The sequence below is a fragment of the Brevibacillus brevis genome, from assembly GCF_031583145.1.
Classification (GTDB): Bacteria; Bacillota; Bacilli; order Brevibacillales; family Brevibacillaceae; genus Brevibacillus; species Brevibacillus brevis_E.
Genome location: NZ_CP134050.1, coordinates 634,218 through 660,814 on the forward strand (window position 1 = coordinate 634,218; position 26,597 = coordinate 660,814).

30 protein-coding genes are annotated in these 26,597 nt (G+C 46.6%); all 30 read left to right on the forward strand.

The window, feature by feature from the left end; all coding sequences use genetic code 11:
- The first annotated feature begins 135 nt into the window (after positions 1-135).
- The 30 genes from RGB73_RS03370 (at position 136) to RGB73_RS03510 (ending at position 26,552) form a co-directional block, all read left to right on the forward strand.
- Positions 136-1,017, forward strand: coding sequence for a stalk domain-containing protein (locus RGB73_RS03370; protein WP_310769169.1), 882 nt, complete (start codon positions 136-138; stop codon positions 1,015-1,017).
- 9 nt (positions 1,018-1,026) lie between these two features.
- Positions 1,027-2,604 (forward strand): hypothetical protein, encoded by a 1,578-nt coding sequence (locus RGB73_RS03375; protein ID WP_310769171.1) that lies wholly within the window; start codon positions 1,027-1,029, stop codon positions 2,602-2,604.
- Between the two features lie 13 nt (positions 2,605-2,617).
- Positions 2,618-4,861, forward strand: a complete 2,244-nt coding sequence (locus RGB73_RS03380) for a hypothetical protein (protein ID WP_310769173.1) — start codon at positions 2,618-2,620, stop codon at positions 4,859-4,861.
- The gene (locus RGB73_RS03385) at positions 4,858-5,298 is read left to right on the forward strand and encodes a hypothetical protein (RefSeq protein WP_310769175.1); all 441 of its coding nucleotides are present in this window, start codon (positions 4,858-4,860) and stop codon (positions 5,296-5,298) included. The genes RGB73_RS03380 and RGB73_RS03385 overlap by 4 nt, the downstream gene beginning before the upstream one ends.
- Positions 5,299-5,369: 71 nt before the next feature.
- Positions 5,370-6,182, forward strand: a complete 813-nt coding sequence (locus RGB73_RS03390) for an RcpC/CpaB family pilus assembly protein (RefSeq protein ID WP_310769177.1) — start codon at positions 5,370-5,372, stop codon at positions 6,180-6,182.
- Between the two features lie 311 nt (positions 6,183-6,493).
- Positions 6,494-7,378: a CpaE/TadZ family protein gene (locus RGB73_RS03395; protein ID WP_310769179.1), complete on the forward strand. Its 885-nt coding sequence runs from the start codon at positions 6,494-6,496 to the stop codon at positions 7,376-7,378.
- 12 nt (positions 7,379-7,390) lie between these two features.
- Positions 7,391-8,782, forward strand: a complete 1,392-nt coding sequence (locus RGB73_RS03400; RefSeq protein ID WP_310769181.1) for a TadA family conjugal transfer-associated ATPase — start codon at positions 7,391-7,393, stop codon at positions 8,780-8,782.
- Positions 8,783-8,792: 10 nt separating this feature from the next.
- Positions 8,793-9,650 (forward strand): type II secretion system F family protein, encoded by an 858-nt coding sequence (locus RGB73_RS03405; RefSeq protein ID WP_310769183.1) that lies wholly within the window; start codon positions 8,793-8,795, stop codon positions 9,648-9,650.
- Positions 9,651-9,653: 3 nt separating this feature from the next.
- Positions 9,654-10,526, forward strand: coding sequence for a type II secretion system F family protein (locus RGB73_RS03410; protein ID WP_310769185.1), 873 nt, complete (start codon positions 9,654-9,656; stop codon positions 10,524-10,526).
- An 88-nt stretch (positions 10,527-10,614) separates the two neighbouring features.
- The gene (locus tag RGB73_RS03415; protein WP_024984543.1) at positions 10,615-10,833 is read left to right on the forward strand and encodes a hypothetical protein; all 219 of its coding nucleotides are present in this window, start codon (positions 10,615-10,617) and stop codon (positions 10,831-10,833) included.
- A 270-nt stretch (positions 10,834-11,103) separates the two neighbouring features.
- Entirely contained in the window at positions 11,104-11,505 is a 402-nt protein-coding gene (locus RGB73_RS03420; RefSeq protein WP_310769189.1) for a hypothetical protein, read from the forward strand.
- Positions 11,506-11,518: 13 nt separating this feature from the next.
- Positions 11,519-11,914: a prepilin peptidase gene (locus RGB73_RS03425; RefSeq protein ID WP_024984540.1), complete on the forward strand. Its 396-nt coding sequence runs from the start codon at positions 11,519-11,521 to the stop codon at positions 11,912-11,914.
- A gap of 16 nt (positions 11,915-11,930) precedes the next feature.
- The gene (locus RGB73_RS03430; protein ID WP_310769191.1) at positions 11,931-12,749 is read left to right on the forward strand and encodes a putative bifunctional diguanylate cyclase/phosphodiesterase; all 819 of its coding nucleotides are present in this window, start codon (positions 11,931-11,933) and stop codon (positions 12,747-12,749) included.
- 2 nt (positions 12,750-12,751) lie between these two features.
- Complete coding sequence (locus tag RGB73_RS03435) at positions 12,752-13,015, forward strand: helix-turn-helix transcriptional regulator (RefSeq protein ID WP_310769193.1); 264 nt, start codon at positions 12,752-12,754, stop codon at positions 13,013-13,015.
- A 56-nt stretch (positions 13,016-13,071) separates the two neighbouring features.
- A complete protein-coding gene (locus RGB73_RS30560) occupies positions 13,072-13,320 on the forward strand; it encodes a winged helix DNA-binding protein (protein WP_396136194.1) in 249 nt (82 codons plus the stop codon).
- Positions 13,301-14,764 carry a cell division protein FtsZ gene (locus RGB73_RS03440; protein ID WP_310769195.1) on the forward strand — a complete coding sequence of 488 codons (1,464 nt, stop codon included), beginning with the start codon at positions 13,301-13,303 and terminating at the stop codon, positions 14,762-14,764. The genes RGB73_RS30560 and RGB73_RS03440 overlap by 20 nt, the downstream gene beginning before the upstream one ends.
- A 159-nt stretch (positions 14,765-14,923) precedes the next feature.
- The gene (locus RGB73_RS03445; RefSeq protein WP_310769197.1) at positions 14,924-15,493 is read left to right on the forward strand and encodes a hypothetical protein; all 570 of its coding nucleotides are present in this window, start codon (positions 14,924-14,926) and stop codon (positions 15,491-15,493) included.
- Between the two features lie 608 nt (positions 15,494-16,101).
- Positions 16,102-16,836, forward strand: a complete 735-nt coding sequence (locus RGB73_RS03450) for a hypothetical protein (protein ID WP_310769199.1) — start codon at positions 16,102-16,104, stop codon at positions 16,834-16,836.
- Positions 16,836-17,336 carry a hypothetical protein gene (locus RGB73_RS03455; protein ID WP_310769201.1) on the forward strand — a complete coding sequence of 167 codons (501 nt, stop codon included), beginning with the start codon at positions 16,836-16,838 and terminating at the stop codon, positions 17,334-17,336. Before RGB73_RS03450 ends, RGB73_RS03455 begins: the two co-directional genes overlap by 1 nt.
- 13 nt (positions 17,337-17,349) lie before the next feature.
- Positions 17,350-17,502 carry a hypothetical protein gene (locus RGB73_RS03460; protein WP_310769203.1) on the forward strand — a complete coding sequence of 51 codons (153 nt, stop codon included), beginning with the start codon at positions 17,350-17,352 and terminating at the stop codon, positions 17,500-17,502.
- Between the two features lie 59 nt (positions 17,503-17,561).
- Complete coding sequence (locus RGB73_RS03465; protein ID WP_310769205.1) at positions 17,562-18,428, forward strand: hypothetical protein; 867 nt, start codon at positions 17,562-17,564, stop codon at positions 18,426-18,428.
- Positions 18,425-19,540, forward strand: coding sequence for a DUF1173 family protein (locus RGB73_RS03470; RefSeq protein ID WP_310769207.1), 1,116 nt, complete (start codon positions 18,425-18,427; stop codon positions 19,538-19,540). The genes RGB73_RS03465 and RGB73_RS03470 overlap by 4 nt, the downstream gene beginning before the upstream one ends.
- 19 nt (positions 19,541-19,559) lie before the next feature.
- Entirely contained in the window at positions 19,560-21,053 is a 1,494-nt protein-coding gene (locus RGB73_RS03475; protein ID WP_310769209.1) for a type IV secretory system conjugative DNA transfer family protein, read from the forward strand.
- A gap of 156 nt (positions 21,054-21,209) precedes the next feature.
- Positions 21,210-21,389, forward strand: coding sequence for a hypothetical protein (locus RGB73_RS03480; protein WP_310769211.1), 180 nt, complete (start codon positions 21,210-21,212; stop codon positions 21,387-21,389).
- Between the two features lie 75 nt (positions 21,390-21,464).
- Entirely contained in the window at positions 21,465-22,349 is an 885-nt protein-coding gene (locus tag RGB73_RS03485) for a hypothetical protein (RefSeq protein WP_310769213.1), read from the forward strand.
- A 6-nt stretch (positions 22,350-22,355) separates the two neighbouring features.
- Complete coding sequence (locus RGB73_RS03490; RefSeq protein WP_310769215.1) at positions 22,356-22,925, forward strand: hypothetical protein; 570 nt, start codon at positions 22,356-22,358, stop codon at positions 22,923-22,925.
- Between the two features lie 713 nt (positions 22,926-23,638).
- Positions 23,639-24,370: a leucine-rich repeat domain-containing protein gene (locus RGB73_RS03495; RefSeq protein ID WP_310774104.1), complete on the forward strand. Its 732-nt coding sequence runs from the start codon at positions 23,639-23,641 to the stop codon at positions 24,368-24,370.
- Positions 24,371-24,453: 83 nt separating this feature from the next.
- Complete coding sequence (locus tag RGB73_RS03500) at positions 24,454-25,110, forward strand: hypothetical protein (RefSeq protein WP_310769217.1); 657 nt, start codon at positions 24,454-24,456, stop codon at positions 25,108-25,110.
- Positions 25,111-25,983: 873 nt separating this feature from the next.
- The gene (locus RGB73_RS03505; protein WP_310769219.1) at positions 25,984-26,115 is read left to right on the forward strand and encodes a hypothetical protein; all 132 of its coding nucleotides are present in this window, start codon (positions 25,984-25,986) and stop codon (positions 26,113-26,115) included.
- Positions 26,112-26,552 carry a putative toxin-antitoxin system toxin component, PIN family gene (locus RGB73_RS03510; RefSeq protein WP_310769221.1) on the forward strand — a complete coding sequence of 147 codons (441 nt, stop codon included), beginning with the start codon at positions 26,112-26,114 and terminating at the stop codon, positions 26,550-26,552. The genes RGB73_RS03505 and RGB73_RS03510 overlap by 4 nt, the downstream gene beginning before the upstream one ends.
- Positions 26,553-26,597 lie beyond the last annotated feature (45 nt).

Consider the following 26,597-nt stretch of genomic DNA (forward strand, 5'->3'; position numbering starts at 1 on the left):
CCTCTGGCAAAACGCCAGGGGCTTTTCATTTTTATAGAAAGAGTTTTCGCAACTTCCAGAGGAGGGAAAAGTATGAAATAATATAACGCTAGGAAGAAACCGGGAGAAAACAAGAAAAATTGAGGTGATTTTATTATGAAAGGAAATCGTTTTGTAAAATTTCTCCTTGGAGCAGTTCTTATGACCGCTGCCATCAGTCCGGTCACAGTTCGCGCGGACAGTAAGGACATTCAGGTAAAGGTGGACAATGTCTCTGTCCATTTCCCAGACGCAAAGCCTTTCATTGATCCATCTACCAGTCGGACGATGATCCCGGTTCGCTTTGTCAGTGAAAAACTGGGCGCCTCAGTAGACTGGGATGGAGCAAAACAAACCGTCATTATGAACAAGGACGGAAAGCAAATCTCGCTCAAGATCGGGGAAAAGAAGGCAGTCGTGGCCGGTCAAGAGATCACTTTTGATGCAGCTGCGACGCTGCAAAACAATCGTACGTTTGTTCCGCTGCGTTTCATAAGCGAAACATATGGTGCAAAAGTTGAATGGTTGGCTTCGGAACGACTTGTGAACATCACGACAGGTACGAATAACTTCACCAATCCTACAAATGGTACAAAACCATCGAATGGAATCGGTACAGGCACCAATCCAACTCCTAGCACTGGAACCAACCCATCGACTGGTACAGGCGGATCAGGAACCCCTTTTAAGCCACCCATTCGCGAAGGACAAGCTGAAAATGTGGAAGCGATGAAGAGAGCCGTCCAGACATTCAAAGTTGAGGATGGGGTATTGAAGGGCGTTGTACCAAACGACATAAAAGGATACATGCTGATTGAGTTTAATGGGGAGAACCCAAATGTTCCAATTGTCAAAACTCAGTATTTGAAACCTGGAACCCCCTTTGAACTCAAGATTAATGACACCAAAGGTGTTATTGAATTGCATGGACAAAATGGAACTGCCTTTGGCTTGGTTGGGATCGAATATCCCTCCATGGAAATCATTGGAGGAAGGTAGGGACTGCAAGTGAATAAAGTAAAATTTCTTACAGCCATTATTATGGCTGTTTGTTTTTGTTTTACAACTGATTATGGAGCTGCAATTGCTGATGTTACGTTTCCACACAAGCTCGGTGATGAAGTGGAATTTTATGGAGACTTTTCTCCTTCTCCTTCGGCCCGTCAAGAGATACACAAAGCTGATGTACTACAGTGGGAATATCACGTCTACGATGACAAAACCAAGCAGACAGTCGAACAAACTGCGATCACATCCTTTGACTTGAAAGAAAATGCCGGGGAGGATTTTAAAGGATTTACGGGATACTCCATGATCTACTTGCCAGACGATCCAAATGAACGAACCAATAAGATCAAGACGATGGCCACGAAATATCGAGGAAATCCAGAATTTGTTTCAAGAAAAGTAGAAGAGTACATCGAGCAAATTCAGAAAGGGACCCTCCCAGATCCGATTTACCAAACATATGGATATGATGAGAGTGGGACGTTTAAAACGTACAATTGGCTGTCAGCTGGTCACTTTGCTTATCTGGTTGGAGGTACAGACTCATTAGATAGGTTTGGGGATCGTTGTGTCGAATTCATTGGAAAACCTTGTGGGACCACTGAGCAAATCACCGCCAAGGGTTTTCCAGCCCCCGAAGTACCAAACGTTGGTCGGGCTATGAGGATCATTACGGATTTCCCTAAATTCACCGGAACGAGTATCCAGCAAAATGGGAATACCACAAGCAATGTCATGAGCAACATCCCTTTTGGTGTCCAAGTTTCATTTGTTGCATACAGCGGCTGGGAAACCGGTGCAAATGCCTATTTGTATCTGAATGGTCAGCCAATCCCAGTCTCAAATGATTCGAATCCCTATAGGATACCCTTTGCGGTACCTCAATCTCTAGGCAAAGACGGAGAGTTTGGCTTCAAGTATTCTTTTTACCGTGATTTGACCAATTACAAACAGTACTTAAAGCAAGGAAAGAATACCTTGCTTATTTCTGTTTCAGATAGTTTTGAGCGATATTCCCAAAAAGTTATCGATTTTACCTACGGTGGCGTTTCTGGTTGTCAGCCTCCGTTGTTGAAGAAAAAAGATGCTGTTTACCCAATTAGTTTTGGAGAGGGTCCGAATGGACAAAGTGCTGTGGGTTCGGGAGGATTTCTTTCCTGGGTTGTAACGTACAACGCAAATAATTGTACAGCAGCTGAGTACATTGGATTCGATGAAACAGGGACATTGAATACTCCGATTAAGGAGGCAGACGGTCAGTATGCCATTGTTCTTAGGGAGTGGGAGTTTATGGTTTACAAAAGGGTGGATGGAGTTGACATAAAAAATCAATCCAGCGATCCACTTGCGGTGTACGTTGAAGAGAATGGCAAAACGTATACGATCCCTGGAAAAAGCCAAGTGAAAGTGCCGGGTGTTCGTGGCGACGTAACATTACGGTTCCTTTCTCCCTATGTTCAAAACGGATTTTGGAGTAAAGTAACTGAGAAAGTGGACGGATTTCCGGCTACGTATACAATCCCTGATGATCTGAAAAAAGCAGTACAGATGTTGGTGAATTTTCACACTGGTCAATAGGGGGAGGAATGTGATGAAAAAACTACGAATATGGCTGAATGTATTGGTGGTGCTGGTTCTTTCTATTGCAGCGGTACCTATCCAATGGGCATCTTCTTCAAACCAACCACCAATCATTAACCTGTTATCAATTAATGGGCAAAACGCACCAACCGTCTACGCAGATATTGGTCAGGTAAGCTATGCATTGATCGTATCCAGCTACTCTGCGAATCAAAAGGCTTTGGTTACGTTAACCGTCGAAAATACGGAAACGAATGAATTGACAACAATCTTCAAGGATCAGTGGTTGGAAAACAAGTCAAACACCGGCACGATGGAATTACAAAAAGGTTCCTATCTAGTTACGTTGTATGCGGTCGATGAAATTGGTCAGGCTGCTGAACCGTATTCAGTAACCGTAATTGTTGGGGCAGATACGGATCTTGCAATCAGAAGTGCTGACCCCAATCCCATTCTGATAAAAGAAGACAAAGAAACGAAGAACGTTACGGTTACTCTTTCTAACAACACGCCCAGTTCCAAAACAACAACGGTCGGCTGGCGGTGGGAAGGGGAATCGGTCTTACGAGATGAGCAGAGTGTTACTTTGCCTGGAATGTACCAGAATCTCGGTAAAGTCACAATAACCTTTCCGATCTCTTTGGATATGCAGGAGCAAACCAAAAGGACAATTGAGTTTGTGCTAAATCCCGATCATGACCCTTTGGAACAAAATTATGATAATAATCATATTGCTGTCCCAGTCCAGTACGATTTTCCGGATTTAAGCATCGACGGGCCGAGGTTAGTGTCTTTTACGGAAGACGAGATGACGATTGAATATTCGTTCGAACAGCTTGATCTTCCTGGAAGAACGGAGACATTGGTTACGTCTCTTGAATACGGAATTGGAGAAGCGCAAAGGATTGGTGTGCACACAGGTATTTTATTGGCAGTTGGTGAAAGAAAAACCTTTACGGTGACCATGCCAAGAAATGAAGCAACGTATGGACATATAAATCCTCAGGGCAATGCTCCTGCTCAAGAAAACGAATGGAAGAACAACTATAAGGAAAGTAAGTTTGATTTTTCCAGCCGTTTGAATCTGTACGTCAAATCAGTCAAAGGCGGGGTTTATCGTAAGGGTGAAAATGTGACGACAATCGTGCAGGTTGGAAACATACCCGATAGCGTCATGCCTGAAGCCGTTGATCTCGTTCTGCGTTTTGATGGAAAAGAAGTTGGCCGACAATCCGTTCATTTAAATCCGGGTGAAGAACGGGAGGTTCCTTTCGAGTGGAAGACGCCTGTAACCGGAAAATCTGAAAGAGCAACATACAAACTGGAGGCTGAGATTCACCCCAAGCCGCGAAAATTTGACGAAATAACGTACGAGGACAATATCAGGTCAGCCAATGTGGTTTTGCTACCTGAAGAAGTGGTCGGGGCAGTTTGTCGGAAGGAAGAAAACCAGACGACAGCGGTTTCCGGGACCTATGAATATTATTGCAATTGTACACCTGTTGGTTGCAGCATTTGCATCGGGAAGTATTATGAGTCCATTGTCGTGACACCGGAGTACCAAACGGCGACCGTAAAAGCAGGGATGGGTTTTGCCTACAAGCTGAAAACCGAGTACCACAACTCCAATCCGCACAATGGAAGAAAACATGATTTCTCTCGGATCATGGCGGAATTCGATTCAGAGGAGCATCAGGGGGATACGGTTATCCTGCCGGCAGTCGAGTTGGTTCCTCAAAACCCACCACCCGAATCATCGAACATCTGGCAATTTCCACGGGCCAAGATTGAACGGGGACAGAAGGACATAGAGGCCATCGAATACGTTTACACACTTGATCCTTTGGCAGTCGATGAAAGTCAGCACGTAGATGGGCAAAACAAGTATTACACCAGCTTTTATCAAAAGGATGGCACGTATCCGTTTGCGGTGAAGGGGGAAGGGGCTGGAGTGACCTTTACTACTCATACGGATATTGAAGGCAATACGACGGCAACGCCTGTCTCACCACGTCTTTCTACATGCATCGACGAGCAATACAATATCCTTGGGAGCCCGCATGATGATTACATTTATCGACGAGTTGATCCAAACAATCCATATCCCCACAATATTCAGCCCGGATGGGATTGGAAAGGATACGAATGGTACTTTGATGAACTGGCTCCCTGGTACAACAGCAATGGAAAGGACGATTCCAGCGGGCTTGATGTTACGGAATTCTCCGTCTATCCACAAGAGGCCGGGAGGTGATCACTTTGACAGGGATACCCAAGATGGTAGCCTTTTTTATTTGCTTGGCTTTTGTGATTGCGTACTTTCAAGACGTAACCATCGTTGTATTCGGTAAGGAAGACTTTCGAAGTGCGGCGATTGCGGCGGCACGGCAGGCCATTATCAAACATCAGGACTGGGCCGCTCTTCGAGTAGGTGATCCTCCTTATCTGATGAAGGAGGGGTTGGAGGATACCATAAGCCGGGTACTCCAAAACAACCTGAACGTAGGCACAAAGGAATTACATGTGCGGATGAGTACACAAACGTCGCCCGCGCTTCTTTCTCTTGCCATAGATGCTGACTATAGCAGCTCCCTTCTCAAACTGCTGAAGGAGAACAATATTTTGGTAAACGTCCCGGTTCAGACGACGGAGAGCATTGAATCGAAGTATGACATGAAAAATTACGAATAAAAGGTGGTGAATGGGCGCGCGACAAGCGCCTTTTTCTTATGCAAAGAACAGTGAGGATTGTCATCCTTCTTATGCTTACTGCTTTGGTTGGAGGGGGTGTTTACTTCGGATATACAGAGTATGAAAAACGACAAAATGCATTGGTTCCGGTATTGACTGTCTCACAAGAGATTCCTCCCCGCACCATGATTACCCAAAAGATGTTTGACGATGGGGTGATCAAGGTGAGTATGCACCCAGCGAAGATTGTTCCGCCAAATGTGTTCCGAAAACCGGAAGACGTCCTGAACAAGTTTACAGCCACCAACTATACGGTGCCTCCGAACAGCTATTTGTACGTCGGCAAGGTATTGACGGCGGAGGAAATGAAAGATGGCGCGGCAATGCTCCTCAACGAAGGGGAGAAGATGATTGCGATCAACACCAATTTGCGCTCTTCCTTAGCGGCCCAGATTACGGAAGGGAGTTACATCGACCTGTGGCTGTCAGCGGTGGCCAAAGAGGATAAAAAGCCAGTGATTGGCCCGTTCCTGGACAAAGTGAGGGTGATCGGGACATATGCAACCAGTTCTCAAAAGTCACGGCCAACGACAGATACCGTTACCAAAAACAGCAGCGATGAGCAGCAGCCGGTGACCATCGGGGCAAATGTCGTGCCACAAACGATACTTCTCGCGGTCAATAATGAGCAGATCGCTTTGATCCAACTGGCTGAAAAACTCGGAACCATTCAAGTAGTGGGAGTGAGTTACAAGGACTATGGCAAAACAACTTCAGCTACGGATAACGGGCTTTGGTCAGTCAAGAGGATGCGGGAATGGATGACGGCAGAATTGAGTAAAACATTTCAAGTTCTCGAATCTACAAAGGGGGATGCCCAATGATTATAAACGCAAGCAGCTATGAGCAGATTACGAAGCTCGCGCGTTCTTCTGGAATCGTGTGCGAAGAACGGTATGATCTTGGAGATGCACAATCACCTGTCATTTTGTCAGATACAACCGACCCGACCGGTGAAGTGGCGAATACGTTGGCGAGCCAGGGGGTTCCTGTTCTTTATTTGGCGTACGATCCTCCCGTCAATTTGTCTCCCTCTATCTCCATTATGAAGGGGGAGGAAGTAAGGTGGGAGCAAATTGACGCCTGGATTCAGTCCTCCCTGCAAAGGCAAGAGCAAAAACAGCACATTGCCCATTTGAACGTGAAACGAACGATTGGGTTTTTTGGAATCCAACCGGGGGTAGGGGCTGGTTCGATTGCCCGGGCCTTGTCTTTTTATTCGGCCATGAATGGGAAGAAAACGCTGTACATCGACATGGACATCCGATTTCCCAAGGCTCCGTATCTGATCGGGTATAAAGATTCGCGATACACGTTGGAAGGACTGCTCGAAGCCCTACAAAGCAAAGAGCGGCCCAATATGGAACCTTACTTTTTGCATAAGTCCAAGATGGGGCAAGTCTCCAAACAACTGGCGGAACACTTCAAGAAGCTGCCGGATTTGTTGTACGTGCTGTCTCCGTCGGCAGACCTTGGGTTCGAGTATTTTCCAACCTTGGGGACGGACCTCAACGAGATTACCGACTACATGAAAAAAATCGTGGAAGGTGCCAAACCATTCTTTGAAAACATCATTTTTTCCATGGGAAGCGACCCGGATGAGCCGTTACACTTGGCTATACTCAGGGCTTGCGATCAACGTGTCTTTGTAACAGATACCAGTCCATCTACAGTTCGGCTGTTTCCACAACGAATCAAACTGCTGGAGAACACCGGTGTTCCAACGGACGGTGCCCAGGTGATTCTCAACAAGCTTCCTGAAAAGATGGACATTGACGTATTCGAGGAGTTCCTGCAGCGCAGCGTCACCTATACTGTTCCGTATGATCCGCAGATGATTACCGAGGTTCACAAATTAAACTTGCTTGGTGGAAAGTCGTTTGAGTCAGCCATCGGTGAAATCGCTGAAGGGTTATTGGGGCTAGAGAAGGAAACGAAAAGACGGGAAGCCGGTTCAAAAAAGACAGGGCGTGTCAGCCTTCTTTCACAATTTTCCCTGTTTCGAGAAAAAACCGTGTGAGGAGGGTCAGCGATGCAAAATGAAAAAATCCTGTTAAATAGAGGACGTGTAAACCTGCAACAACTGCAAAGCCAGCAGGCAGCTACGAAGTCTTCTCGGCCAGACGAAGAACAAAGTGTGGAACACACCAGTTCCGACTACGAATTGGTGCGAAATGAAGTGCGAAACTTTCTCATGAACGAACATAACAAACTTGTCCAGGATGCGCTGTTCAATAAAAAACGAAAGCCGGAGGTAGAGCGGACTATCCGCAACTACCTGCAGATCGAACGAAAGTTTGTGGCTGGCATGAGCATCGATGATGTCGTTCTCCGAATTTGGAAAGACATTTTTTCATTGGGGCCGCTGGATGATGCGTTGGAGGACAACTCCATCACGGAGATCATGATTAACGGGTACGATCAGCCGTGGGTAAAGCAAAACGGAAAAGACCGCCCAGCAGGGGATCTGATTCAATTTGACAATCAGAAGCACCTGGAGACCATCATTGTCACCAAAATCCTGAATTCATGCGGGAAGTCGGTATCGGATAAGAATCCGATTGTGGATGCGCGGATCGGTGAATGCCGAGTAAATGTGGTATGGCAACCCATCAGTCAAATGAAAGGGCCCATCTTGACCATCCGAAAGTTTCCTCCGATCACGTTGACGGAAACGGAATTTTTGGAAAAAGGAACAGCGTCGCCCGAGATGTTTGAGTTTATCAAACTAATTGTTCAAGGGGGCTGCTCCATTTGCATGGGCGGGAGTACCGGGTCCGGAAAAACCACAACCTTTAAGCTGATGGCAGGCTTCATCAAAAAAGGCGAACGAGTCGTTGTCATTGAAGACACCGCCGAAATGCGATTGGAAAAGTTGTATCCCTATGAGGAAGGCTATCACTTTATTTCGGAAGAGTGTCGGATCATGGAAGATGAGTCGTTGGACATTGTGATCCAAAAGTTGGTCGTTACCAGTTTGCGTCAGACACCAAAGCGGTTGATCATCGGGGAGATTCGCAAAGAGAAGGATCTCTTGGCGGCGATTGAGGCTGCCTTGATTGGGCACCCGTTGTGGTTTACCATGCATGGCCTCAGTGCTTCAGAATTGGCAGAACGGATTAGTATGCTTTTGGCACGGTTTATGACCAAACAGGACGCCAATCGGCTGTTATCCAAGTCGCTTAACATTATCATGATGCAGAAGCATTTTGCTGAAGATGACCGCCGCCGCGTGTTTGAAATCGTGGAGATTGTTGGCGTTGACAAAGACGGAGAATTGATCCTCAACCCGATCTTCGAGTATGACTGGGATCATAAAAAGTTTGTTCGCAGCAACCCCATTTCTGAACGTCTGGTCAAAATGTTCCAACATGCAGAAATTCCAAGAACGAGATACGAAAAGTATCTCCAACCCGCTGGATGAGGTGGCAACGATGAGCATGGCGATTTTGTTAGCTGTAGGAGCCACGTTATTTTGCTTCCTTCTCTTGCTATGGTTTGAGTCCGGGAAAAGAGAGACGATCAAGTGGATTGAACTGCACAAGCCAGCAAAAAGAGAGCGCAATAGTTTTTTTGCCGAGGGAGAAAGGCTGGGGGTTTCGGTTCAGAAACAAGTCATATGGTGGGGACTTGCTTTCGGAATCGGAGTTGGCTTGTCTTTTCTTTTTCTCAACCCATTTATTCCAATACTCGTTTTGGTCGCCAATTACTTCTCAATCAAGATGTTTTACTTAAATAAAGAACGCCATATTCGGGATCTGGCGAAAGAGCAGTTGGGACCGGCGCTTCAAAATTTGGGCGCCGCTTTTCGCATTCAAAAAAACTGGAAACGTGCGTTGGAGACCACGATTCCGAGCCTGGACGAGCCGTTGAAAAGCGAGTTCATGCGTGTGTACCAGCTCCACAGCAGTGATGTTTTGATTGGGGAAGCCCTACAGGAGATGATGGAACGGCTCAAAGTACCCGAAATGAACTTGTTTGTGAAGATGGCCGAGATCAGTCAATCGGTTGGCGACAGCGCAGCCGAAGGCGTATTGGTTGCGGGTGCCTTCTTTCAAACCAAGCGATTGGCAAGAATGGAGCTGGCCAATGCCATGCTAAGTGCTGTTCGAGAGAATCGTTGGCTGTCCTATTTGTTCATTGCTGCAGTGGCATTTTTCCGGTTCTTTCAGCCAGAAATATTTGCAGTGTACACAAAAAGTTTGGTTGGACAGTGTCTGTTGACTGTGTATCTGGGGATTGCTCTTTTTGTCCCCATCGTGAGTTATTTCATCATCCGAAAAGAGGTGTGATCGTTGATCTTTCTTGTGTTTGGGGGAGGGCTGTTGGCCTTCCTCCTTTTTCTCATCCTGTTTTACCTGTTTCAACCTTCGTCAACCTATCGGGCATCGATCCTTTTGGAGGAAGTCAAACCCGATCAAACATGGCACCGGTCATTCGAGTTTCTTTTTCCTCTGACCAACAAGTACTTGCGGCGAACCAGAGCTGCGATTGAGCAAGAACTACTGGATGCTGATTCGAGGAAGACACCTGAGCAGATTGTCGTTGAACAATTTGTGTACATGGTCGGTGTGTTGTTGCTGTTTCTTATTGTTCACTTGTTCGTGAAATCTTGGTTCATACTCGTTCTGGGTATCCTTTTAGCCGTATACTTTTTCTTCGAGCCGAGGAGAGAGCTAAAAAACAAAGCGAAGAAATTGCGGGAAGAGATACGGAAGGAAACGCCCAACTTTGCATTGACGGTAAGACTGTTGCTCAAGGGGCAGAAAACCCCAGCAGATGCGCTGCGAATTGCTTGCGAACACGGAACAGGTAGTGGGCTGAGAGCGTATGCGGAAGTACTCAAACAAGACTTGGAGTTTCTGTCACCGCAGGAGGCAGTTCAAAAATTTGCCAGAAGTACAAAGGTGCCGGAATTGATTGAATTCAGTACAGCTCTTTCTCAATACATGACAGTAGGGCCCGGTAAAGATGGTCAGGAAATCTTGGGGCAAATGGAATCGACGTTTCGGGAGTTGGACAAAAAAATCATGGAGCGCGAAAAGCAAGTACGTCCTGCCAAGGTCAAGGCGATGAATATGATCATTGCCTTGGACGGTATCCTGTTTATTGCCACCCTGATGGCGTTGTATTTGGTGAGTATGCTGTCCAAAGGGCCGGCCTTTTAAGGGGGGCGAGCAGTTTGAGAGATCCCCCTATGGAGTAGATGCAATCTCTAAGAAATCAAGCCAAAAAAATATGTAGGAGAGGATTACGATGTGGAAAAAAATGATTCAAAAAGGAAAAGTCCTGTTTAAACCGCTCCGCAACGATCGTGGTACGGTGCTGATGGAAAAGAAAATTCTGTTGGTCGTCATTGTCGTAGGTGTTTTTGGATTCAGTTCCCTTGGCTATACGTTCTTAAAAGACTATTGGAGCCAAACATCCGACAACATCAAAAACAACAGCCAAATCAACGAAGAAGTAAGCTGGTAAAAGGAGGCCGGGCAGAAATGCCCGGTTTTTCTATTTATGAAATCAATTCCGAAAGGAGAGGGAGCGAATGCGAAGGTTTCTCCGCCAGTGGTGCCTTGATGAATCGGGTACGGTCTTGATGGAAAAGAAAGTGATTTTGGTGGTCTCTGCAGTGATGATCTTTGGTTTGGCCTCCATGGCCTTACCTTGGATCAACTCGTATTTTTCCGACTATACCACCAGTGTACGACATGCCGGGAAAGTACATGAATTTCGGAGCGTGATCCTCCAATGAAAAAACTACGAAATCAAAATGGGTTTATCAGTATTGAGTATTTGATCATCTTCTCCCTGATTTTTCCGTTCTTCATCCTTATGGGTGATTTTGTTCAATGGGGAGGAAAATGGCTCAATGCTCAGGTTTGTATCAATGACACGGCTCAAAAGATGGGGGAGCATGGCGGGCTGTTGGATGGTACTATCCCCTATTTGCAACAGCGGTTTGCTGATGCCGGACTGGACCCTGCTGAATGGGATTTGACAGTTACAGCTGGTCCGTTAGCAAAAGGGGAGGAAGGCGTGATTGCCGTTTCGTCCACCTACACATTTCAGTCTTTGAAGATCATCGGAATCACGGCTCAAGTTCCCTTACGGGCATCTGCCACGTTTACATCACAAGTCTGGATGAGGTGAGGACGTGATACTCATGGGGTTCTCTCTCATTGTTCTGTTGATCGCCACTTTCACGGATTGGAAATGGCGGATCATCCCGGATTGGTTGACGTATCCGTCTATGGTGGTTTCGCTCCTGTTCCATTACTTTCATGACCAATTGGGGCATTCCGTATTTGGTGGTCTTTTTGTGTTATCCATGCTGCTGGGACTTTCATTTTTCGTACAAGACGGTATTGGGGGAGGGGACATGAAACTCCTTACCTTCTTGGGATTTGCACTTGGGTTCCCGCTCGTAAATGGGGTGATATTATTGTCTTTTTTGTCGGGGCTCGTTTTTTCTAAAGTGATGAATCAAGTTCATGTACCGTTTGCACCGTTTATCACGTTTTCATTCATGATCCTGCTGCCGACGATTTCGGTGGGGTAATAAGGAGGAGGTGTCGATGGATCTGCCGGTAATCCAGCACGCCAAAGAAATATGCGAACAAGAATTACGAAAAGCGTTGGCAGCGGGAAAGCAGGGAGGGATTGAGATTTTTTACCAACCATTTGTTCACGTTGGGACAGGTCAGGTTATTGGAGCGGAAGCTCTCACACGATGGGTACACCCATTGTTAGGGGAGATTTCGCCACGAATTTTTGTTCCCCTAGCTGAATCGAATGGTCTGGTTGCCGAATTGGACCGATTCGTATTAACAGTTGCTTGCAGACAGGCGAAGAGGTGGCTAAATACTTATGGGCCAATACGAATCGCTATCAACATTTCCCCGCTTTCCTTCCAACATGCCGACTTTGTTGCGGTTATCTTGAATGTTTTGCAAGAAACTCGGTTGCCCCCAGAGTGTTTGGAGATTGAACTGACGGAGAACATTGCGCTTCGACAAGAACATACCCTTTCGACATTCGCCAGGTTGAAAGGGATTGGAATAAAGATCGCAATTGACGATTTTGGTACAGGATACTCTTCGCTAAATTACCTGCGCATGTTTCCAGTTGACACATTGAAAATCGACCAAGTATTTGTGCAAGATGTGGAAAACAGCCAGCAGGAAGTTCCGATTACTTCAGCCATCATTCGTCTCGCTCACGAATTGAATCTGCAGCTTGTAGCCGAGGGAGTTGAATCGGAAGAACAGAAGAATTATCTCATGCAGAAAGATTGTTTTGTCATGCAGGGCTTTTTGTTCAGTAAACCGCTGCCTGCCGATCAGTTTGAACAATTCTTACAAGCCGATGTGCATTCTGGATTAAGGAGGTGTTGACGATGACAGAAAACCAGTTGCTAGACAAATTGATGAACGGAGTTTCCGAAAAATATGGCCTAACTCCCCAAGAATCAAAAGTGCTGGCCATGCTGCTGCAAGGATACTCCATCCCGCAAGTTGCGGTTCATTTGGAGGTTTCTCCTTATACAGCGGAAAAACACAGCCAAACCGTGCTGAGAAAGCTAAACATTATGTACAAGCGAGAATTACCATATTGGCTTTTAAAAGAAGTGGAGGCATCTAAAGGAAGGGTGATTATATGACCCGATTGTACGATTCGAGGCACTATGCCTTGTTTTCTAACCGACTGACTGAACCCATGAAAGAAGTTCTGTGTATCATCGGAGAGAGTGGAGAGATCAATAAACAATCGATCATTGACACGAGCAGATACAGCAAAACAGTCGTCCATGCTTGTGTTGAAGCGTTGTATTTTTCAGGACTTCTCAAGTTGAGGACACCAAGACGAGAAACGCTCTACTCACTCTCCGAGGAAGGACAAGCGTTTGTAGATTATTTGTTGCTGACTTCAAACGAGGGGGGATACTATGAGCCTGATGAACAGTAAGGAATTGGAGTTCATGACAAGCAACGGCCTCATCCAAGATGTGTCCTTGCGATTTGGTGTGATAGGCGCCGGTCAAAAGGGGAACAAGGATGCGGATATCTTTGCTGGTTATCGCTTTGCGGATGGGACACAATGTTACCCAACGTTGGCAATCAACTTTGCACAGGCGGATATGATTCACCTGAAAAACATCCCGGAAAAGGATCGCATTCACTTTGACGGAATGAAAGGAGCTGCCCGTACTCCTTCTCTTGTGGTCGAGTTATTCGATCCGACGTTGAATCCCAAGGCGAATGAATTGAGAAACCAATTGGCTTCCGCTATGGAAAAGAAATTTGCAAATGTGGAGCATCTGATCATTTCACTTGGCGCCGGGGGTGGGGTGGGAACCGGTTGGGGCTCTCTTACCCTCAATTTGATCAAGGAAGGATTCTTTCCGGTTCCGATTACCTTACTCATTTCGCTACCGATTGACGATCCTGATGAAATCGCAAATGCCTTGCTGCTGTTAAAGGAGATTCAGGATTTTCTCAAGATACAGGAAGAGTTATTTGAATACTCTGACACAAAGCCGTTAGCCAGCGTGATTTTAACCGACAACAAAAAGATTTACCATGATTTTGAATTGAAGAAGGGATCGCGGACACTCCAACATACGAACCTGTCCTGGAAAGACGAGGGGAATAATGCGGTCATTAGTACCATCCACGAAGCCAATCTCATCCCGGCCAATTTTGGAAGCGACAACGTAACCTATGACCCTTCAGACTTCATCAAGCTGATGCAGCTCTCCGGCAAGCTTCTTACGATAGCGAAAGCGCGGTTGGAACCGGATTTTACCATCGAAAAACTGGAAGCAAAGATGAGATCGAGTATCGAGAAGGGATACTTTGCTTGCGGGCACCAGTACCAAACGGCGACGATGTACGGCGGTTTTATTTTGCGACCGTCCAATGCGGACTTTTTCAAGGATGTCATCACGGAACGGACGATCAAGAAAGTGATCAGTGACTACAATCCGATTACGCAAATGAGAGGTAAGTTTGGCGACCCGATCTGGAATGAAAATTACGCGGTCATCTACACTTTTTTTGCTGGGATGGGGATGCCAAGCCGTTTCGCCGAGCTGGCGACAGAACTTCAACAGATCAAGGAAAAACAAGTGCAGGTTCAACAAGAATCGGAACTGGATGTTGATGTGTCTGCCGCTATCAAAAATGTGAAACAGTCAACGTTCAACCCCTATCAGCCGAAAACGAACAAATTCGGAGGGGGTGGTTTTGGGGGAGGATTTCAGTCAGTGTTCAGTCGATCACAGTCAGCCGTCACCAAAGACGATGAGAATCAGAAGGAGAAGAAAGAGGAGCAGCCGAACCGCTTTGGCCAACGATCAGGAAACCGTTTCGATGCGCTGCGGAAGATTCGTCTGCATGAAAACCAGTAATAGCATCCAACGGTATCCCTACGGATACTGTCGGTATCCTATACCAATTGCAACAGAGAGCCGAGAATACAGCATTTTAGGGTGAACGGTATGTATGCCGATAGTATCCCAACGGATGGTGACGGTATTCTCTGCCCAATTTATTGATAAGGTGGTTTTATGTGGGAACGTACAGGGGTGGAACAAGCCTATGAACTTCTCCTGCAAGCGCAGTATCAGCTAAAGGAATGGATGAAAGAAAGGAATCCTGTGGAAAATCCATGCTCTTTTCAACCGTTGTTGGAACCATTGGAAGACCATTGTTTTCGGTTGGTCTATCCGGAATTGGCTCCTGTGTTCAGTCGATTGAAGAACCACGCACCAGGGTTGCGAGAGCAGATCAAGAAGGAGTGGTTGGTAGGAACAGAAGACGCCTTACGAGCATTCTGGCAGCCGGACCGCGGGAAGGCTTGGAACGGTTTTAACACGCGGGATGGCGTAGGAAGTTACTACTTCCAGGAGCCGGTGGCAGTCTGGATACGGAATTATTATCCTGCCAATCTTCTCATCGACCTGGATAACCATGTGTACAAGTGGATGATTGATGCGTTGGTAAACGCCTATTTCATCCCCGACGATAACAAAAGTCGGGTGTCTCTTTTGTTTGACTATGAACCAAATACCGATCATCCCCACACGGAAATGTACGTGCTGCCCAGACGAAAATTAATGGAGTTCTTGACGGTGTAAAACCCGAAAAACAGTGGGTGTATACGTATGGAATCAAAGCGCCCTTTCATATGGAATCAAAAAAATCTACAGAAATTTCCACGCGACGTTAGCGGCTATCCTATGGAATCAAAATTAGAATCCATACGATACAGAGGGTGAAAACAGGGGTTCGTTAGAATCATTTGATTCCCTATGTTTGAACGGTGCTATTTAAGGAAAGCAAAATTCAGGTGCCAGGTGTTGTGAAGATTCTTTGGTTCCATATCTACCTTTCGGGGGTTTACTACGGGGAAGGAGCAAAAAGACAGATTCCATATGAAAAAAGTGTCCTGATCCCATGTCGTTCTAAGGGTTTTGGAGATTCGGGGTCGGGGTTGTGCAATCAAAGGGCAATTCCGGTGGGATTAGGGGCTAAGGCCGGAGGCTGAAGCCCCTAATCTGGCCATGTGACCAGCAGCCGGGAGAGGTCAAAATGCCGGGGGAAGAACTGCAATTCCACGGGGGTGGATAGAGGGAATGTTGGTTGTCTGAAAGTTGATTGGTAAACGGAAACGGGCGAGCAAGTGAGAGAGTGCCCAGCACTCGACGGTTGCGAGCCGTACAGCAACGAAAAAGGGGGAACGCTTGTGAGAACACCAGAGATCACGTCAAATGACATTGCGCTGTTTCGGATGATATGGGCCTATCGTGGTTGCACCTCAGATGTGTTACGAGAACGGATTTTCGATGGCCGAAGATACGGGTATACACGAATCGCAACGTTACAAGAGCGCGGTTACATTGCCAAACGAGCAATCTACAACCGGGAGTGGCCGAGGGGATACTGCTGGTATCTACTGAAAAAAGGACTGGAAGTGTTGGCTGATGTAGAGGGGTGGAGCCTGGAACGGTTGGAGATTGAGATTCGCCGATGGGAAGAATGGCGAAATGACAGCAAAGTAGCGCAATGGAACCGCCTATGGATTATGAACGTCGCGGTAGCGTGCGAAAAAGCCGGATGGGTATGGATACCGAAGTATGAATTTGTCGGGTGGGGCCGCCAAGAACGAGAACAATCTCGTATTGGCGGCATCCTCATTTGGGAAGAGCAAAAGTATGGCTTATTCGTGATCGAACCGCAGGGAGGGAGATTGCCGATCTACCGGGCGAAAGAAGAATCCCGTCGGGTGCGAGGCGTTGTAGACGGCGTAATCGTTCTCAGCCGAAATGGGTGGTGCATGGAACAGTGGGGCCTTCCTGATTATTGGGAGTACGTTCTTCCCTACGATGAAGGAATGGCCATTTTGAGCCTTGGTGCAGGATGGGAAGCAGCCATGAGAACAGCAGGGGGGAACGTCTGGAAAGCGGAGGGAGCAAAGTGATGGGAGAAGGAAGAGTGTCGTTCCTCGTAATGATCATTGCAGGGTTTGTTTTCGCGAACGCCCTCCCCATGGACTGGATTCCTCTCTTGCTCTGGTTGGGGATTCTGTGGATATTGTGGATAACATTGTGGATTTGGAAGAAACAGGAGACTCATTCCGGCTGGTGGATGGGGACGGCCTATTGGATTCTGATGGGATGGAAAGGGGATGAGGTTCGAAATTACTTGTACCAGGTGGCCTTGGAGTATTGGAACGGGGATGGGGCGATGAACTGGTTGTTAATCACGTTAGCGGTGACCGTCTTATATGCCGTGGTCGGCATCAAGATGTGTCACCGCTTTGCGGTTGCCCTTCCCAAATGGGTAACGTCGTCCATGGGGACGTTGACCCGCTCGGTAAAGAAGGCCATGGGCCAAGATTGGGAGCTAATCGAATTCCAGCTGGGGGTAGATCGTACAAGCGAGATCACAAGCGAACCATTTCGTCCAGGAGGGGAATAAGGGGGGGAGAATCATGCTTATTCGGGAAAAAGTGGAGTATCGGAGGGTGGAAGAGTTAAGGGAACATCCACTCAATCAGATGCTCAATTCCCCATTGGGTTCCATGGAGGCTGCTCTGCTTGAGAACAGCATCGACGAAATGGGGATTCAGGGCCTTTATGGGTAACGGGGGAAAACGTCATAATCTCCGGTCATGAGCGGTGGAAGATCGCAAAACAGAAGGGAATGGGAGAGGTACCGGTACGAGTCGTGGAATCTGTCACGGAAGAAGAAATGCTGTACCTGCTTGTCATGGCCAATGATGCACGCCGCGGGGATGAGAAAGATCCAATGCGAAAAGCCCGCAAGATTAAGGTCTTGTACGACTATTGGGGAATCACGGCGGGGAGGCCCAAAAAGGGACACGATGACCACAATGCGAGAAAAACAAGACATGACGTAGCAAATCTAGTAGGGGAGGGAGAAAGAACAGCAAGACGATTGCTCAGACTCTTGGACTTGATTACAGAACTGCAAGAGCTGGTTTCCCGTGGCGTCATTGGCGTGGTGGCTGGGAACGAACTGGCTGCCTTGTCGGAAAAAGAGCAACGCCAGCTGTACGAGGCCATTACCCGTTCCAATGTCAAAGAGGTACGATCCCAAGAAATCCAGGCCATACGCAGCGAACTGGAATATCTCCGGGAGCGCCGGTCGCAGCAGGTGGATCTGCAGGAAGAACAATTGGATTTGCTGGACATGAAAGAAGACGTATTGGCAGAAATGGAGGAGCAAGATGCAGCTGATGGTGGACAGAAGAATGAGTTGCCGGAAGAGGACAGGGAATGGCACACCGAACTGGAGAAGGAGATCCCCAAGACGGCGATTGATGCCGTTGCCCCCACGTTGGAAGCATCCAGTGCCCGAAACTTGCGGCGCCGCTTGTTGATCAAAAAACTGAACAAGGCGGAAAAGCTGATTGAACGACTGGAACAAGATCTCCTCCCGTTTTTTGATAACCTGATGGACGCCGTGGTGCGGGAACGCGTCCATGATATAGTAGGGCAGTTGATGCGCGTATCTGAAAGACTGGACGAGGCGGTGTCGGGAAGGTGATTTTTGTAAACGGCCAGTTGATAACCGAAGATGTGTATCGCTCCGGTACAGATTACGATCAAACCGTTTTGAAACAATGGCATGAACAAAAGCCGCGGATACAATGCGCGTGTCAGGCATATGCCATGCGAGCGGAGATGCACGTGCGAAAAACGCCTCATGGACGCTATACGTTGGTCAACAATCCCGAAAACTCCGACAAACATACACCTGCTTGTCCTTACTACGGGGAGGTAGAACGGTCCCGAACAGGGGAGAGGCGCCCGGTCGAAAAGGTTGACGATCGCTTGGTTGTCCATATCAAGTTGTTCCCGGAAACAGGGACACAAACAGAGAAAAGCCGGGAGACGGGGAATCAAACCGGGGTTAAAACTGAAGAACAAACGCATCGACATCGCTTGTTTCCTTCATTCGTCTTCGACTGGTACAAGCTGGCTGTTGAGCAGATGCAGGGAATGGGCAAGAAGATGACTCCAGCTTCCGTCCTGTACCACATGTGGCATTGCATGTCCCATCACCGGATCTGGATTGGGACGGAAGATTTTTATTGGTTTGGGTACGTCCCAAACGAGCGTTTTCGGCTCCCAAAACGGCGAAAGGTGGTGCTAGGCTGGCTGCGGGAGCGGGAAGAAGTGATCGGGGGAGAGCGGTGGGGGATTGAGGGCATGAAGTCGTGTTTGATTCGTGTTCTTGTTCCCGAAAACCATATTCCCCGCTACCGAGTGGATGGCAAGCTGGTAGTGCTCCGCGTCAATTTCGACCATCAGGAACCACGTTCTATTGCTCCAGCTGTGGGATGGCATATCACGGAAGAGGGCTGGTGGCTGCACAGTGGCGCTGAGCGGGAATTGCTCATGCTGTTGCGGGAACGAAAGCATACGATCCTTCGTCCGATTGAGCCGTCAGAGGAATGGTTGGGGTATCAGCCGGATTTTGTTCTGCCGGAGCGAAGTCCTCCTGTGTATGTAGATGTGTTGGATGAACCGGATGAGCTCTTGGAAGATCGGTCACCTCAAAAGAGGAAAAAGCAGGCGGAGATTTACCGAGCAGCGGCACGAAACCGGGTGATTCGCTATGTGCAGTGGCAGTCCGGTGATCCGGTGGAACTTTGATGGGGAAAGGAGGGATCACATGATCGTCACCTATGGCGGATTGGATGCGTTTTTGCACACCCTGGTTGTGGGACCAACCGGGAGCGGGAAAACAAGTTACTTGCTCTCTCCCATGGCCATGCAAATCTTGGAGTCGTATAAGCGTGGAAACCGTGTCGGGATGCTGATTTTGGAGCCAAGCGGCGACTTTGTGGAGGATATTTACCAAGGGTGCCTTGCCTACGGTATCCCGGTTTGGCGAATCGATCCAACGTGGGACGGAAGCGATGGTTTAAACCCGCTTTTGGGCGAACCTCAAGTCGTCGCGGAAATGACGAGGACCGTATTGAAAAGGCTTTTTGGCAAACAAGAAGCCTTTTTTGCATTGGTGCAGGAAATGGCTGCACGAAATGCGGTCTTGCTTTTGAAGCGTCTGTACGGAGACGATGCCGATCTGCTGCATATTGTCCGCGCGCTCCGAAATCTCAAAACGCTGAAGGAACACATCACGGATTATGAACGAAAATACAGGAGAGATGACCTTGTGGAGTTTTTTCAGGTTGAGGTTTTCGACAGTGAAAACTTCACCAAAATCTCTACGGGCCTTCGGATGCAGCTGGAAGACTTGGTTGGGAACGAGCTGGTGTTGAAACTGCTGACGAAAAAGAAGGACGAGAGTGTCCGGTTTGAGGATCATTTGGCAAACGGAGGGGTGGTTCTCATTAACTCCGCGTTGGGAGAGTTGGGGAATCTCAGCAGCATTTTCGGCCAGTTTGCCATTATGACATTTCAAAACGCTGTTTTTCGTCGGCCGGGGAACCAATGGACGAGGCGCCCACATTACACCTTCATTGACGAGCTGCCGGAATATCTCAATCCGGATTTTCGCCGACTATTGACGTTGGGGCGGAAATATCGAAACGCGTGTACGATCGCCATCCAGAATATTTCCCAGCTGAAGGTAGACGGATATCCCGGCTTGGAGGATACCATCATGACCAACTGCCGGAACAAATTGATTTTCGCCTGTGAACACGAAGCGGATGCAAAAAAGTTCAGCGCCTTGTTTGGGACGGAAAAGCGCGTTAATCAGACCAAAATGTACGACACCCATATGGGAATAAAAGCAATCACGGCGGACAAAGTGACCCAGACGGAAAAGGAAGTACCGCGGTTTACTCCGACACAGCTCATGGAATTGCCTGCCTATCACTTTGTCGCCAGGCTCGTAAAGAACGGGCAGCTGCAGGTACCCAAACTCGTGAAGGGGGAACTGGTTCGAATACCAGAAGGGAAGGAGGAAGAAGAAAAACGGAAGCCATTCGCGTGGTTAGAAACAGTGAAGAGAAAACGAAAGGAGGAGATGATCTCGACAGATGTTCCGAGCGAATCAGAGGAGGAAAAAGCAGCAGTATCACAAGAAGCGGGAGATCAGCAGAGAAAGAAGATCACGATTGTGTTTCCGGAGCAGTCCAATCTTTCCGGGGAAGAGAAATGGTTTACGTTACGAAAAACCAAACGAAAAACGGGATAATACGGCTTCCTCTCAAATGAAGTGGGGGTGTCCATTGGATGAAGTGGCGATTTTGGACCCTGGTTTTGGTAGGAATCACGATAGTAACGGGTTTAACCCTTCTGGAGGCATTCTCTTAGTGGGGCTTCAAGATATTTGGTAAAGGTGGAGTATGACATGGCAAGACAAGCAGCTGTCAACAAGCAACGGATAGTGGCTACCAAGAAGCCAACAACCCGGAAGCAGAGATCAGCAAAAGTCAGCGAGGAGGTACCGTTCGTTCCATTTCTCCGAGTGGACATAAAAACGGGAGCATTTATTCTGGACGAGCGAGAAGAAAGATATTGGAAGATATGATCAATAGCTACTCTCCCATAAGGAAGAGGGCTATTTTTATTTTCTCACATTCATGTGAAAAAGGAGGAATTGTTCATGTTGGCAAACATTTTCGAGCGCAAAGGGGATCAGAAAAACTTCTGGGCGGAGTTGTTCGCCGCCAAACAAAACAACATGGCCATTCAGGCCAATGTTGTCGGCTTGGAGACACACAAATTGAACGAAGAATCCGTTCGCTGTTGGGTATTGGAAGTAGAGCCAACTGGGACTGTGAAAGGACTCGTTCCGCGAATGGAAACAGGCGTAGAAAAATCATCCGAGATGAATGAATTCCTGGGGCAGACCATTCCGGTCATGATCCTGCACATTGACCAGGACGCCGAACAAGTGCTGTGCAGCCGTATCCGTGCCATCGAACTGATGCAGGAAATTGCCTTACGGCGGGTGAAGGTAGGGGATCAATACACGGCTACGGTGACAAAAGTATCGCAGAACCGTATCGTGGCAGAAACCTCCGGGTTTTCATTTACGTTTACCAATTCCGACTTGAAATTGCCATTTAAGGATTTGCGATACGTGTATCAAGTGGGTCATACAATCACCGTAGAAGTCAAGGAGATTGTAAGAGACGAGCAATCGGAGACACGGAGCGAAGCCGCTGACGAAGGGGAGCAACAGCCAAACGAAACCAATACTCGCTCATCCACGAAACTGATTGTTTCCCCTGTTCTTCAGGACAAATGGGGATTGATTGGCACAAAGTTCAATCTCCGTGGTGTATACAAAGGCGTGATTAAACGGCAATTCGACGCCGGATATTGGGTCGAACTGGTTCCAGGTTTGGATGTGTATTGCCTGCATCCGAAGCGAAGCCTGCACAAAGGGTTGCTCAAAGAAGGACAAGTAGTGTTCATTCAATTGCAGCGGGTCAACAACAAAGAGCGTCGGTTGAGCGGCGAAATTACCCGCGTAATCGGGTGAGAAAACATGTTCGGGAAATCATGGAAATTCAACTGGGAACCTACGCAAACCTCATCTCTGGAGGTTCAGTCCCTGCTGCTGGAATGGGTGAAAACCATCGGGATCATCACGGCCACTTCCGCAGACTGGTTTCATGCCACCAAGAGAGAAACACGGGAAACGATCAAGCAGCTTTTGTCGGCTGGCATCATGATGCGCGGCCAAGCCCAATCCGAGGACAACCAAAAGCTCACCGTTTACGCCATCGAACCTCTTGCCGGAGACGAGGCCGTAAAAAAACTGATCCTGGAGCGTGTCTTGGACCACTGGCTAGACTACGTGGAGTCCATTGATATTCAGACAAACCCCAGCGGGGGTACGATCCGGATTGGAGAAGAACTGGTGGACATTCGGATTTTGTATGGGGATGTCCACCCTCCCGAACGGGAGCGGGTATTATGGTTCGGGGCAAATTGGGACAAGTTGCGATCTGTCATTCAGCCGGGACACTTTGCTGCGACCCTGGACCTTTGGGAAAAAGGCATGATGATGAAGTGGGAAAATAATTGGACACCCGTTCCCGTCAATAGTTTGTGAAAATGTCACTTGAATATCAAATTAATGTGCACCAGAGACAAGCTATCAAACGTCAGTAAATTGCGGTTAGTAACATCGCCGCATCCGGTTGACAGCGAGCCTCGCGTAGGCTGTTTGTTGCCAATTGGGTCGCCCCCGTAAGGGGAGGATTGGCTAGCCCACCCGCTTAGCAGACTGCTTGGGATTATCAACAATTTTGTTAAAATCAATCAACCAGTTTAGTAGGAAGGTTTCATCCCCTAATTGGAAGTTCTTTCTCGGAGCCAATTGAATCAAGTTCGTAGACAAAGAGAACCCTTGACCCTATTGGGTGGAAAGTAAGAGAATCCTTTTGGGGATGAATCCTTTCTTTAATTAACGGATATAAGGCTGCATTCGATCTTCAAAGAAGTGTTACTGTTTCCGCAGTACCACATTGAAAAGGGGGCGACTTATTCCTTTCCTAAAATGAATGCTCTAGCCATTGTATCAGTCAGTTTCTGGACAGAATTATTGTATCAGTCAGTTACTGGACAGAATTATTGTTAGGATTCCGGCTATATTTGTTCGCAAAAACAAAATCACCTAAAACGTGTAATTTATGGCATAATTTAGTTTGTGATGCGGTGGATTATACTTAATACCAACAGCGGGTTTTATGAGATGGCTGCAATCCTTGGTGCAAAGAAAAAGCAATATTCAGCGAAAAAAGAACTGGGGTGTTGTGCAAAGTGATGTTCAAAAAAAACATTTTATTACTGTTTGCATTGGCAGTGATAGTATTTTTTTCTTCAATATTTGAGGTCAATCGGGAAGTACGTATTCCAGATCCGAATTTAAAGCGAGCTCTTATAAATCAGGGAGTTGATGCAGATAACAATGGATCTATTTCAAAAGGTGAAATGGGTAAAGTTGTAAAGTTAGATTTGTCGGGTCAAAGCATTGAAGATTTAGAAGGACTTCAGTATCTCAAAAAAATACAATCATTAGACCTATCCAACAATTATATAAATAATTTTGAAAGTATTAAAAGCCTATACACTCTTAACCATTTGAACATTAGTTCAAACGGAATTGAAAAAATTGATTTCCTGAGAGATCTAAAAGAAGCCAAAACGTTATATATATCAAACAATAAGATAACAAATATCGATCCCATCGAAAATCTAACGAATTTAACTTTTTTATCTGCAGGCTTCAATCGAATTACGTCTATTGAGAAACTAGAACGTTTAGTTAACTTGAAACATCTTTACTTAGAATTTAATCAGATAAATGATATATCAGCATTAGCCAATCTATCATCATTAGAGACTCTTCATATTTTCCATAACCAGATAACCGACATTATGCCTCTTCAAAATTTAAGAGTACTAAAAAGATTAAACATTAAGGAGAATAATATTAAGGATTTCTCTCCCTTAAACAAACTAAATCGACTCAATCAACTTGAATATAACAAATAAATCAAAATATATAATATATTGGCAGCATTACCATTATTTAGTAATATCTTTCGTGAAGCTATTAAATTATATGAGGTGATACGATGAAAAAACTATTGTGTAGTATTTTGACCACCTTTATGCTGTTTCTCGTTGGCACATCTGTAATGGCTTCGGAGAAGAGCATCACTGTCAAGGTAACTGATCTTACCCGAGAAGAATATCTTAAGATCCTTGCGGAAGATATGGGTATAACCGTTGAAGAAGCCGATAAGTATGATAAAGAGCAGACCAAAAAAACTGAAGCTAGGCTGAAAAAACAATATCCTGAACTATTTGCAGATACAATCACTACTTTAGCTGAAACTAACTCTTACGCCTATAAAACTGTACAACATACTGAAGAATACCCCGAAAATGATGACTTTAGTGCGAAGGTTGTTGCTACTCTAAAAATTTATGCGTCCGGTAGTTTTCGACAAATTGTCGATGTTACAGGTGTTTCTTCCCGTCGCGTTAGTGGAACTTATGATTATGACTGGGAAGAAAACTACGCTTGGACAAGTCCATCAGCTGAGGAAGTAAGAGAAGAGGGCGCTACTGCAATTGATATTGGTGCTAATGGTTATTTCGTTGTTGAAGTCCCCTATGAAATTAATCTTGGCGGATTTGGTTTTGGCGGTGCTTATGGCAATACATTCAGATATGAATCGGAGGAAATGGATATCATTTTTGAGTATGACCTTTATGACAGCATTTAATGACAATGGAGTATGAAATGTAGATTATGGATCTTCGTTGCTTTCCGATACTAAGCCAGGTATCTTCGCACGGTGCGTTCGGACAACCAGTTTGTTCGCAGGTCGCTTCCTTTCATTGAATAGGATTCGCGAGATCTAAGTTTGGTAGTTTCACACAATCGTAGCGCTTGGCCTTGGCACCAGACCATCAGCAATGTGATTATCTCCTGTCCCACGGTGACATTTTCATGACGGGTTACAGGATGACAATATCACAGGCGTACAACACCCCTCTCTCCCTCTTGACGAAGAGATAGAGCATTAGGTAAAATATGGGCAAACCAAGTCCAATATACGAATCATCAGAGGCTTTTTCCGTGAAGCGGATAGGGGTTCGTATACAATCAACCATGTTGAGCATGGGAGATTGCGAAGAAACGGGATACCTCATACCGTTGGGTAGTTGGCAATACCTTTTCCCAATGAGGAGGATGTTTTACGTTGGGCGTAAAACATCAAGAAATGGTGTGAGGCTTTGACCCATGGTGCGCCTCTTCCAAACATGCAGGGGAAGCAGTTTGGACAACATGGGCGGAACGGATGCCGCGCTTGTCGTATCCTTGCTTGGACAAGAGTGGCATGGGGAGTTGCGAGAGAGCAAGGCACGGACTCGTGACGGGTGCAGGTGGCAAACATGTTGGGCATGGCTGTATCATTTGCACATGAGTAATCGTTTTTGGTGCATAGGCGTAGTACGCTTTTTGCAGGATTTTTCTGTCAAAAGGGGTACTACGCCTTTTTGCGTTTTCAAAACACCTTCTTCAAAATACAATAGGGTAAAGGATGTTGTATCAAAAGGGGGTGAAATCATTTATGGAAAAGGAGAGGAAAGGGATGGACAGTTTACAAAAAGAATTGGAAGCATGCCGGAGAGAGTATGCAGATGCACCGCGGCTTAGTGAAGAAGAATTGGATCGAATCATCAAAGAAGTTCGGAGATCGATTCGGGAAGGAGAGGTACAATGAACGTTATCATTGATACCTCTTCTTTTATTCGAGCGATCATTGAAAATGATTCGGTTGCTTGGGAATGTCTCGAAATGGTCATGGTTCACCATCAACATTTGGTAACAGAAGAAATGGCGAAAGAATTACTTGTCGCGATTTACCAAGTAAGTGGGCGAAAAGGCAAAAATCCGTTACCTGCCTTTCGTATGGCAGCATTGTACTTGCTTCGAGCCAAAGAAATTGAGCCTGACCTAAGTTATTCATGGTGTTTTGATCCGAACGATGCCATGTTCATCGAATGTGCGATCTGTGGAGGCGCAAAAGTAGTCATCTCCAATGACAGAAGTTTGACAACACTTCATGAGTACGTTACGGATGAAGAAGGGAAGCGACTCATTCGTGAGATTGAGTTTTTAACCCCGGAAGAATTTGTAAGTAAATATGGCCTGTCATGATTTTTTCATCAGGCACAGGAAATGGAAGACTTTTCAACCGTGAGG

What these genes read in the sequence shown, in the direction of transcription:
- RGB73_RS03420 (WP_310769189.1), top strand. Translation starts at nt 11,104, where the DNA reads ATGAAAAAACTACGAAATCAAAATGGGTTTATCAGTATTGAGTATTTG.
- RGB73_RS03510 (WP_310769221.1), top strand. Translation starts at nt 26,112, where the DNA reads ATGAACGTTATCATTGATACCTCTTCTTTTATTCGAGCGATCATTGAA.
- RGB73_RS30560 (WP_396136194.1), top strand. Translation starts at nt 13,072, where the DNA reads ATGAAAGAAGTTCTGTGTATCATCGGAGAGAGTGGAGAGATCAATAAA.
- RGB73_RS03400 (WP_310769181.1), top strand. Translation starts at nt 7,391, where the DNA reads ATGCAAAATGAAAAAATCCTGTTAAATAGAGGACGTGTAAACCTGCAA.
- RGB73_RS03505 (WP_310769219.1), top strand. Translation starts at nt 25,984, where the DNA reads ATGGACAGTTTACAAAAAGAATTGGAAGCATGCCGGAGAGAGTATGCA.
- RGB73_RS03445 (WP_310769197.1), top strand. Translation starts at nt 14,924, where the DNA reads ATGTGGGAACGTACAGGGGTGGAACAAGCCTATGAACTTCTCCTGCAA.
- RGB73_RS03460 (WP_310769203.1), top strand. Translation starts at nt 17,350, where the DNA reads ATGCTTATTCGGGAAAAAGTGGAGTATCGGAGGGTGGAAGAGTTAAGG.
- RGB73_RS03435 (WP_310769193.1), top strand. Translation starts at nt 12,752, where the DNA reads ATGACAGAAAACCAGTTGCTAGACAAATTGATGAACGGAGTTTCCGAA.
- RGB73_RS03390 (WP_310769177.1), top strand. Translation starts at nt 5,370, where the DNA reads ATGCTTACTGCTTTGGTTGGAGGGGGTGTTTACTTCGGATATACAGAG.
- RGB73_RS03425 (WP_024984540.1), top strand. Translation starts at nt 11,519, where the DNA reads ATGGGGTTCTCTCTCATTGTTCTGTTGATCGCCACTTTCACGGATTGG.
- RGB73_RS03485 (WP_310769213.1), top strand. Translation starts at nt 21,465, where the DNA reads ATGTTGGCAAACATTTTCGAGCGCAAAGGGGATCAGAAAAACTTCTGG.
- RGB73_RS03370 (WP_310769169.1), top strand. Translation starts at nt 136, where the DNA reads ATGAAAGGAAATCGTTTTGTAAAATTTCTCCTTGGAGCAGTTCTTATG.
- RGB73_RS03415 (WP_024984543.1), top strand. Translation starts at nt 10,615, where the DNA reads ATGTGGAAAAAAATGATTCAAAAAGGAAAAGTCCTGTTTAAACCGCTC.
- RGB73_RS03500 (WP_310769217.1), top strand. Translation starts at nt 24,454, where the DNA reads ATGAAAAAACTATTGTGTAGTATTTTGACCACCTTTATGCTGTTTCTC.
- RGB73_RS03475 (WP_310769209.1), top strand. Translation starts at nt 19,560, where the DNA reads ATGATCGTCACCTATGGCGGATTGGATGCGTTTTTGCACACCCTGGTT.
- RGB73_RS03430 (WP_310769191.1), top strand. Translation starts at nt 11,931, where the DNA reads ATGGATCTGCCGGTAATCCAGCACGCCAAAGAAATATGCGAACAAGAA.
- RGB73_RS03455 (WP_310769201.1), top strand. Translation starts at nt 16,836, where the DNA reads ATGGGAGAAGGAAGAGTGTCGTTCCTCGTAATGATCATTGCAGGGTTT.
- RGB73_RS03405 (WP_310769183.1), top strand. Translation starts at nt 8,793, where the DNA reads ATGAGCATGGCGATTTTGTTAGCTGTAGGAGCCACGTTATTTTGCTTC.
- RGB73_RS03490 (WP_310769215.1), top strand. Translation starts at nt 22,356, where the DNA reads ATGTTCGGGAAATCATGGAAATTCAACTGGGAACCTACGCAAACCTCA.
- RGB73_RS03465 (WP_310769205.1), top strand. Translation starts at nt 17,562, where the DNA reads ATGGGAGAGGTACCGGTACGAGTCGTGGAATCTGTCACGGAAGAAGAA.
- RGB73_RS03480 (WP_310769211.1), top strand. Translation starts at nt 21,210, where the DNA reads ATGGCAAGACAAGCAGCTGTCAACAAGCAACGGATAGTGGCTACCAAG.
- RGB73_RS03380 (WP_310769173.1), top strand. Translation starts at nt 2,618, where the DNA reads ATGAAAAAACTACGAATATGGCTGAATGTATTGGTGGTGCTGGTTCTT.
- RGB73_RS03495 (WP_310774104.1), top strand. Translation starts at nt 23,639, where the DNA reads ATGTTCAAAAAAAACATTTTATTACTGTTTGCATTGGCAGTGATAGTA.
- RGB73_RS03440 (WP_310769195.1), top strand. Translation starts at nt 13,301, where the DNA reads ATGAGCCTGATGAACAGTAAGGAATTGGAGTTCATGACAAGCAACGGC.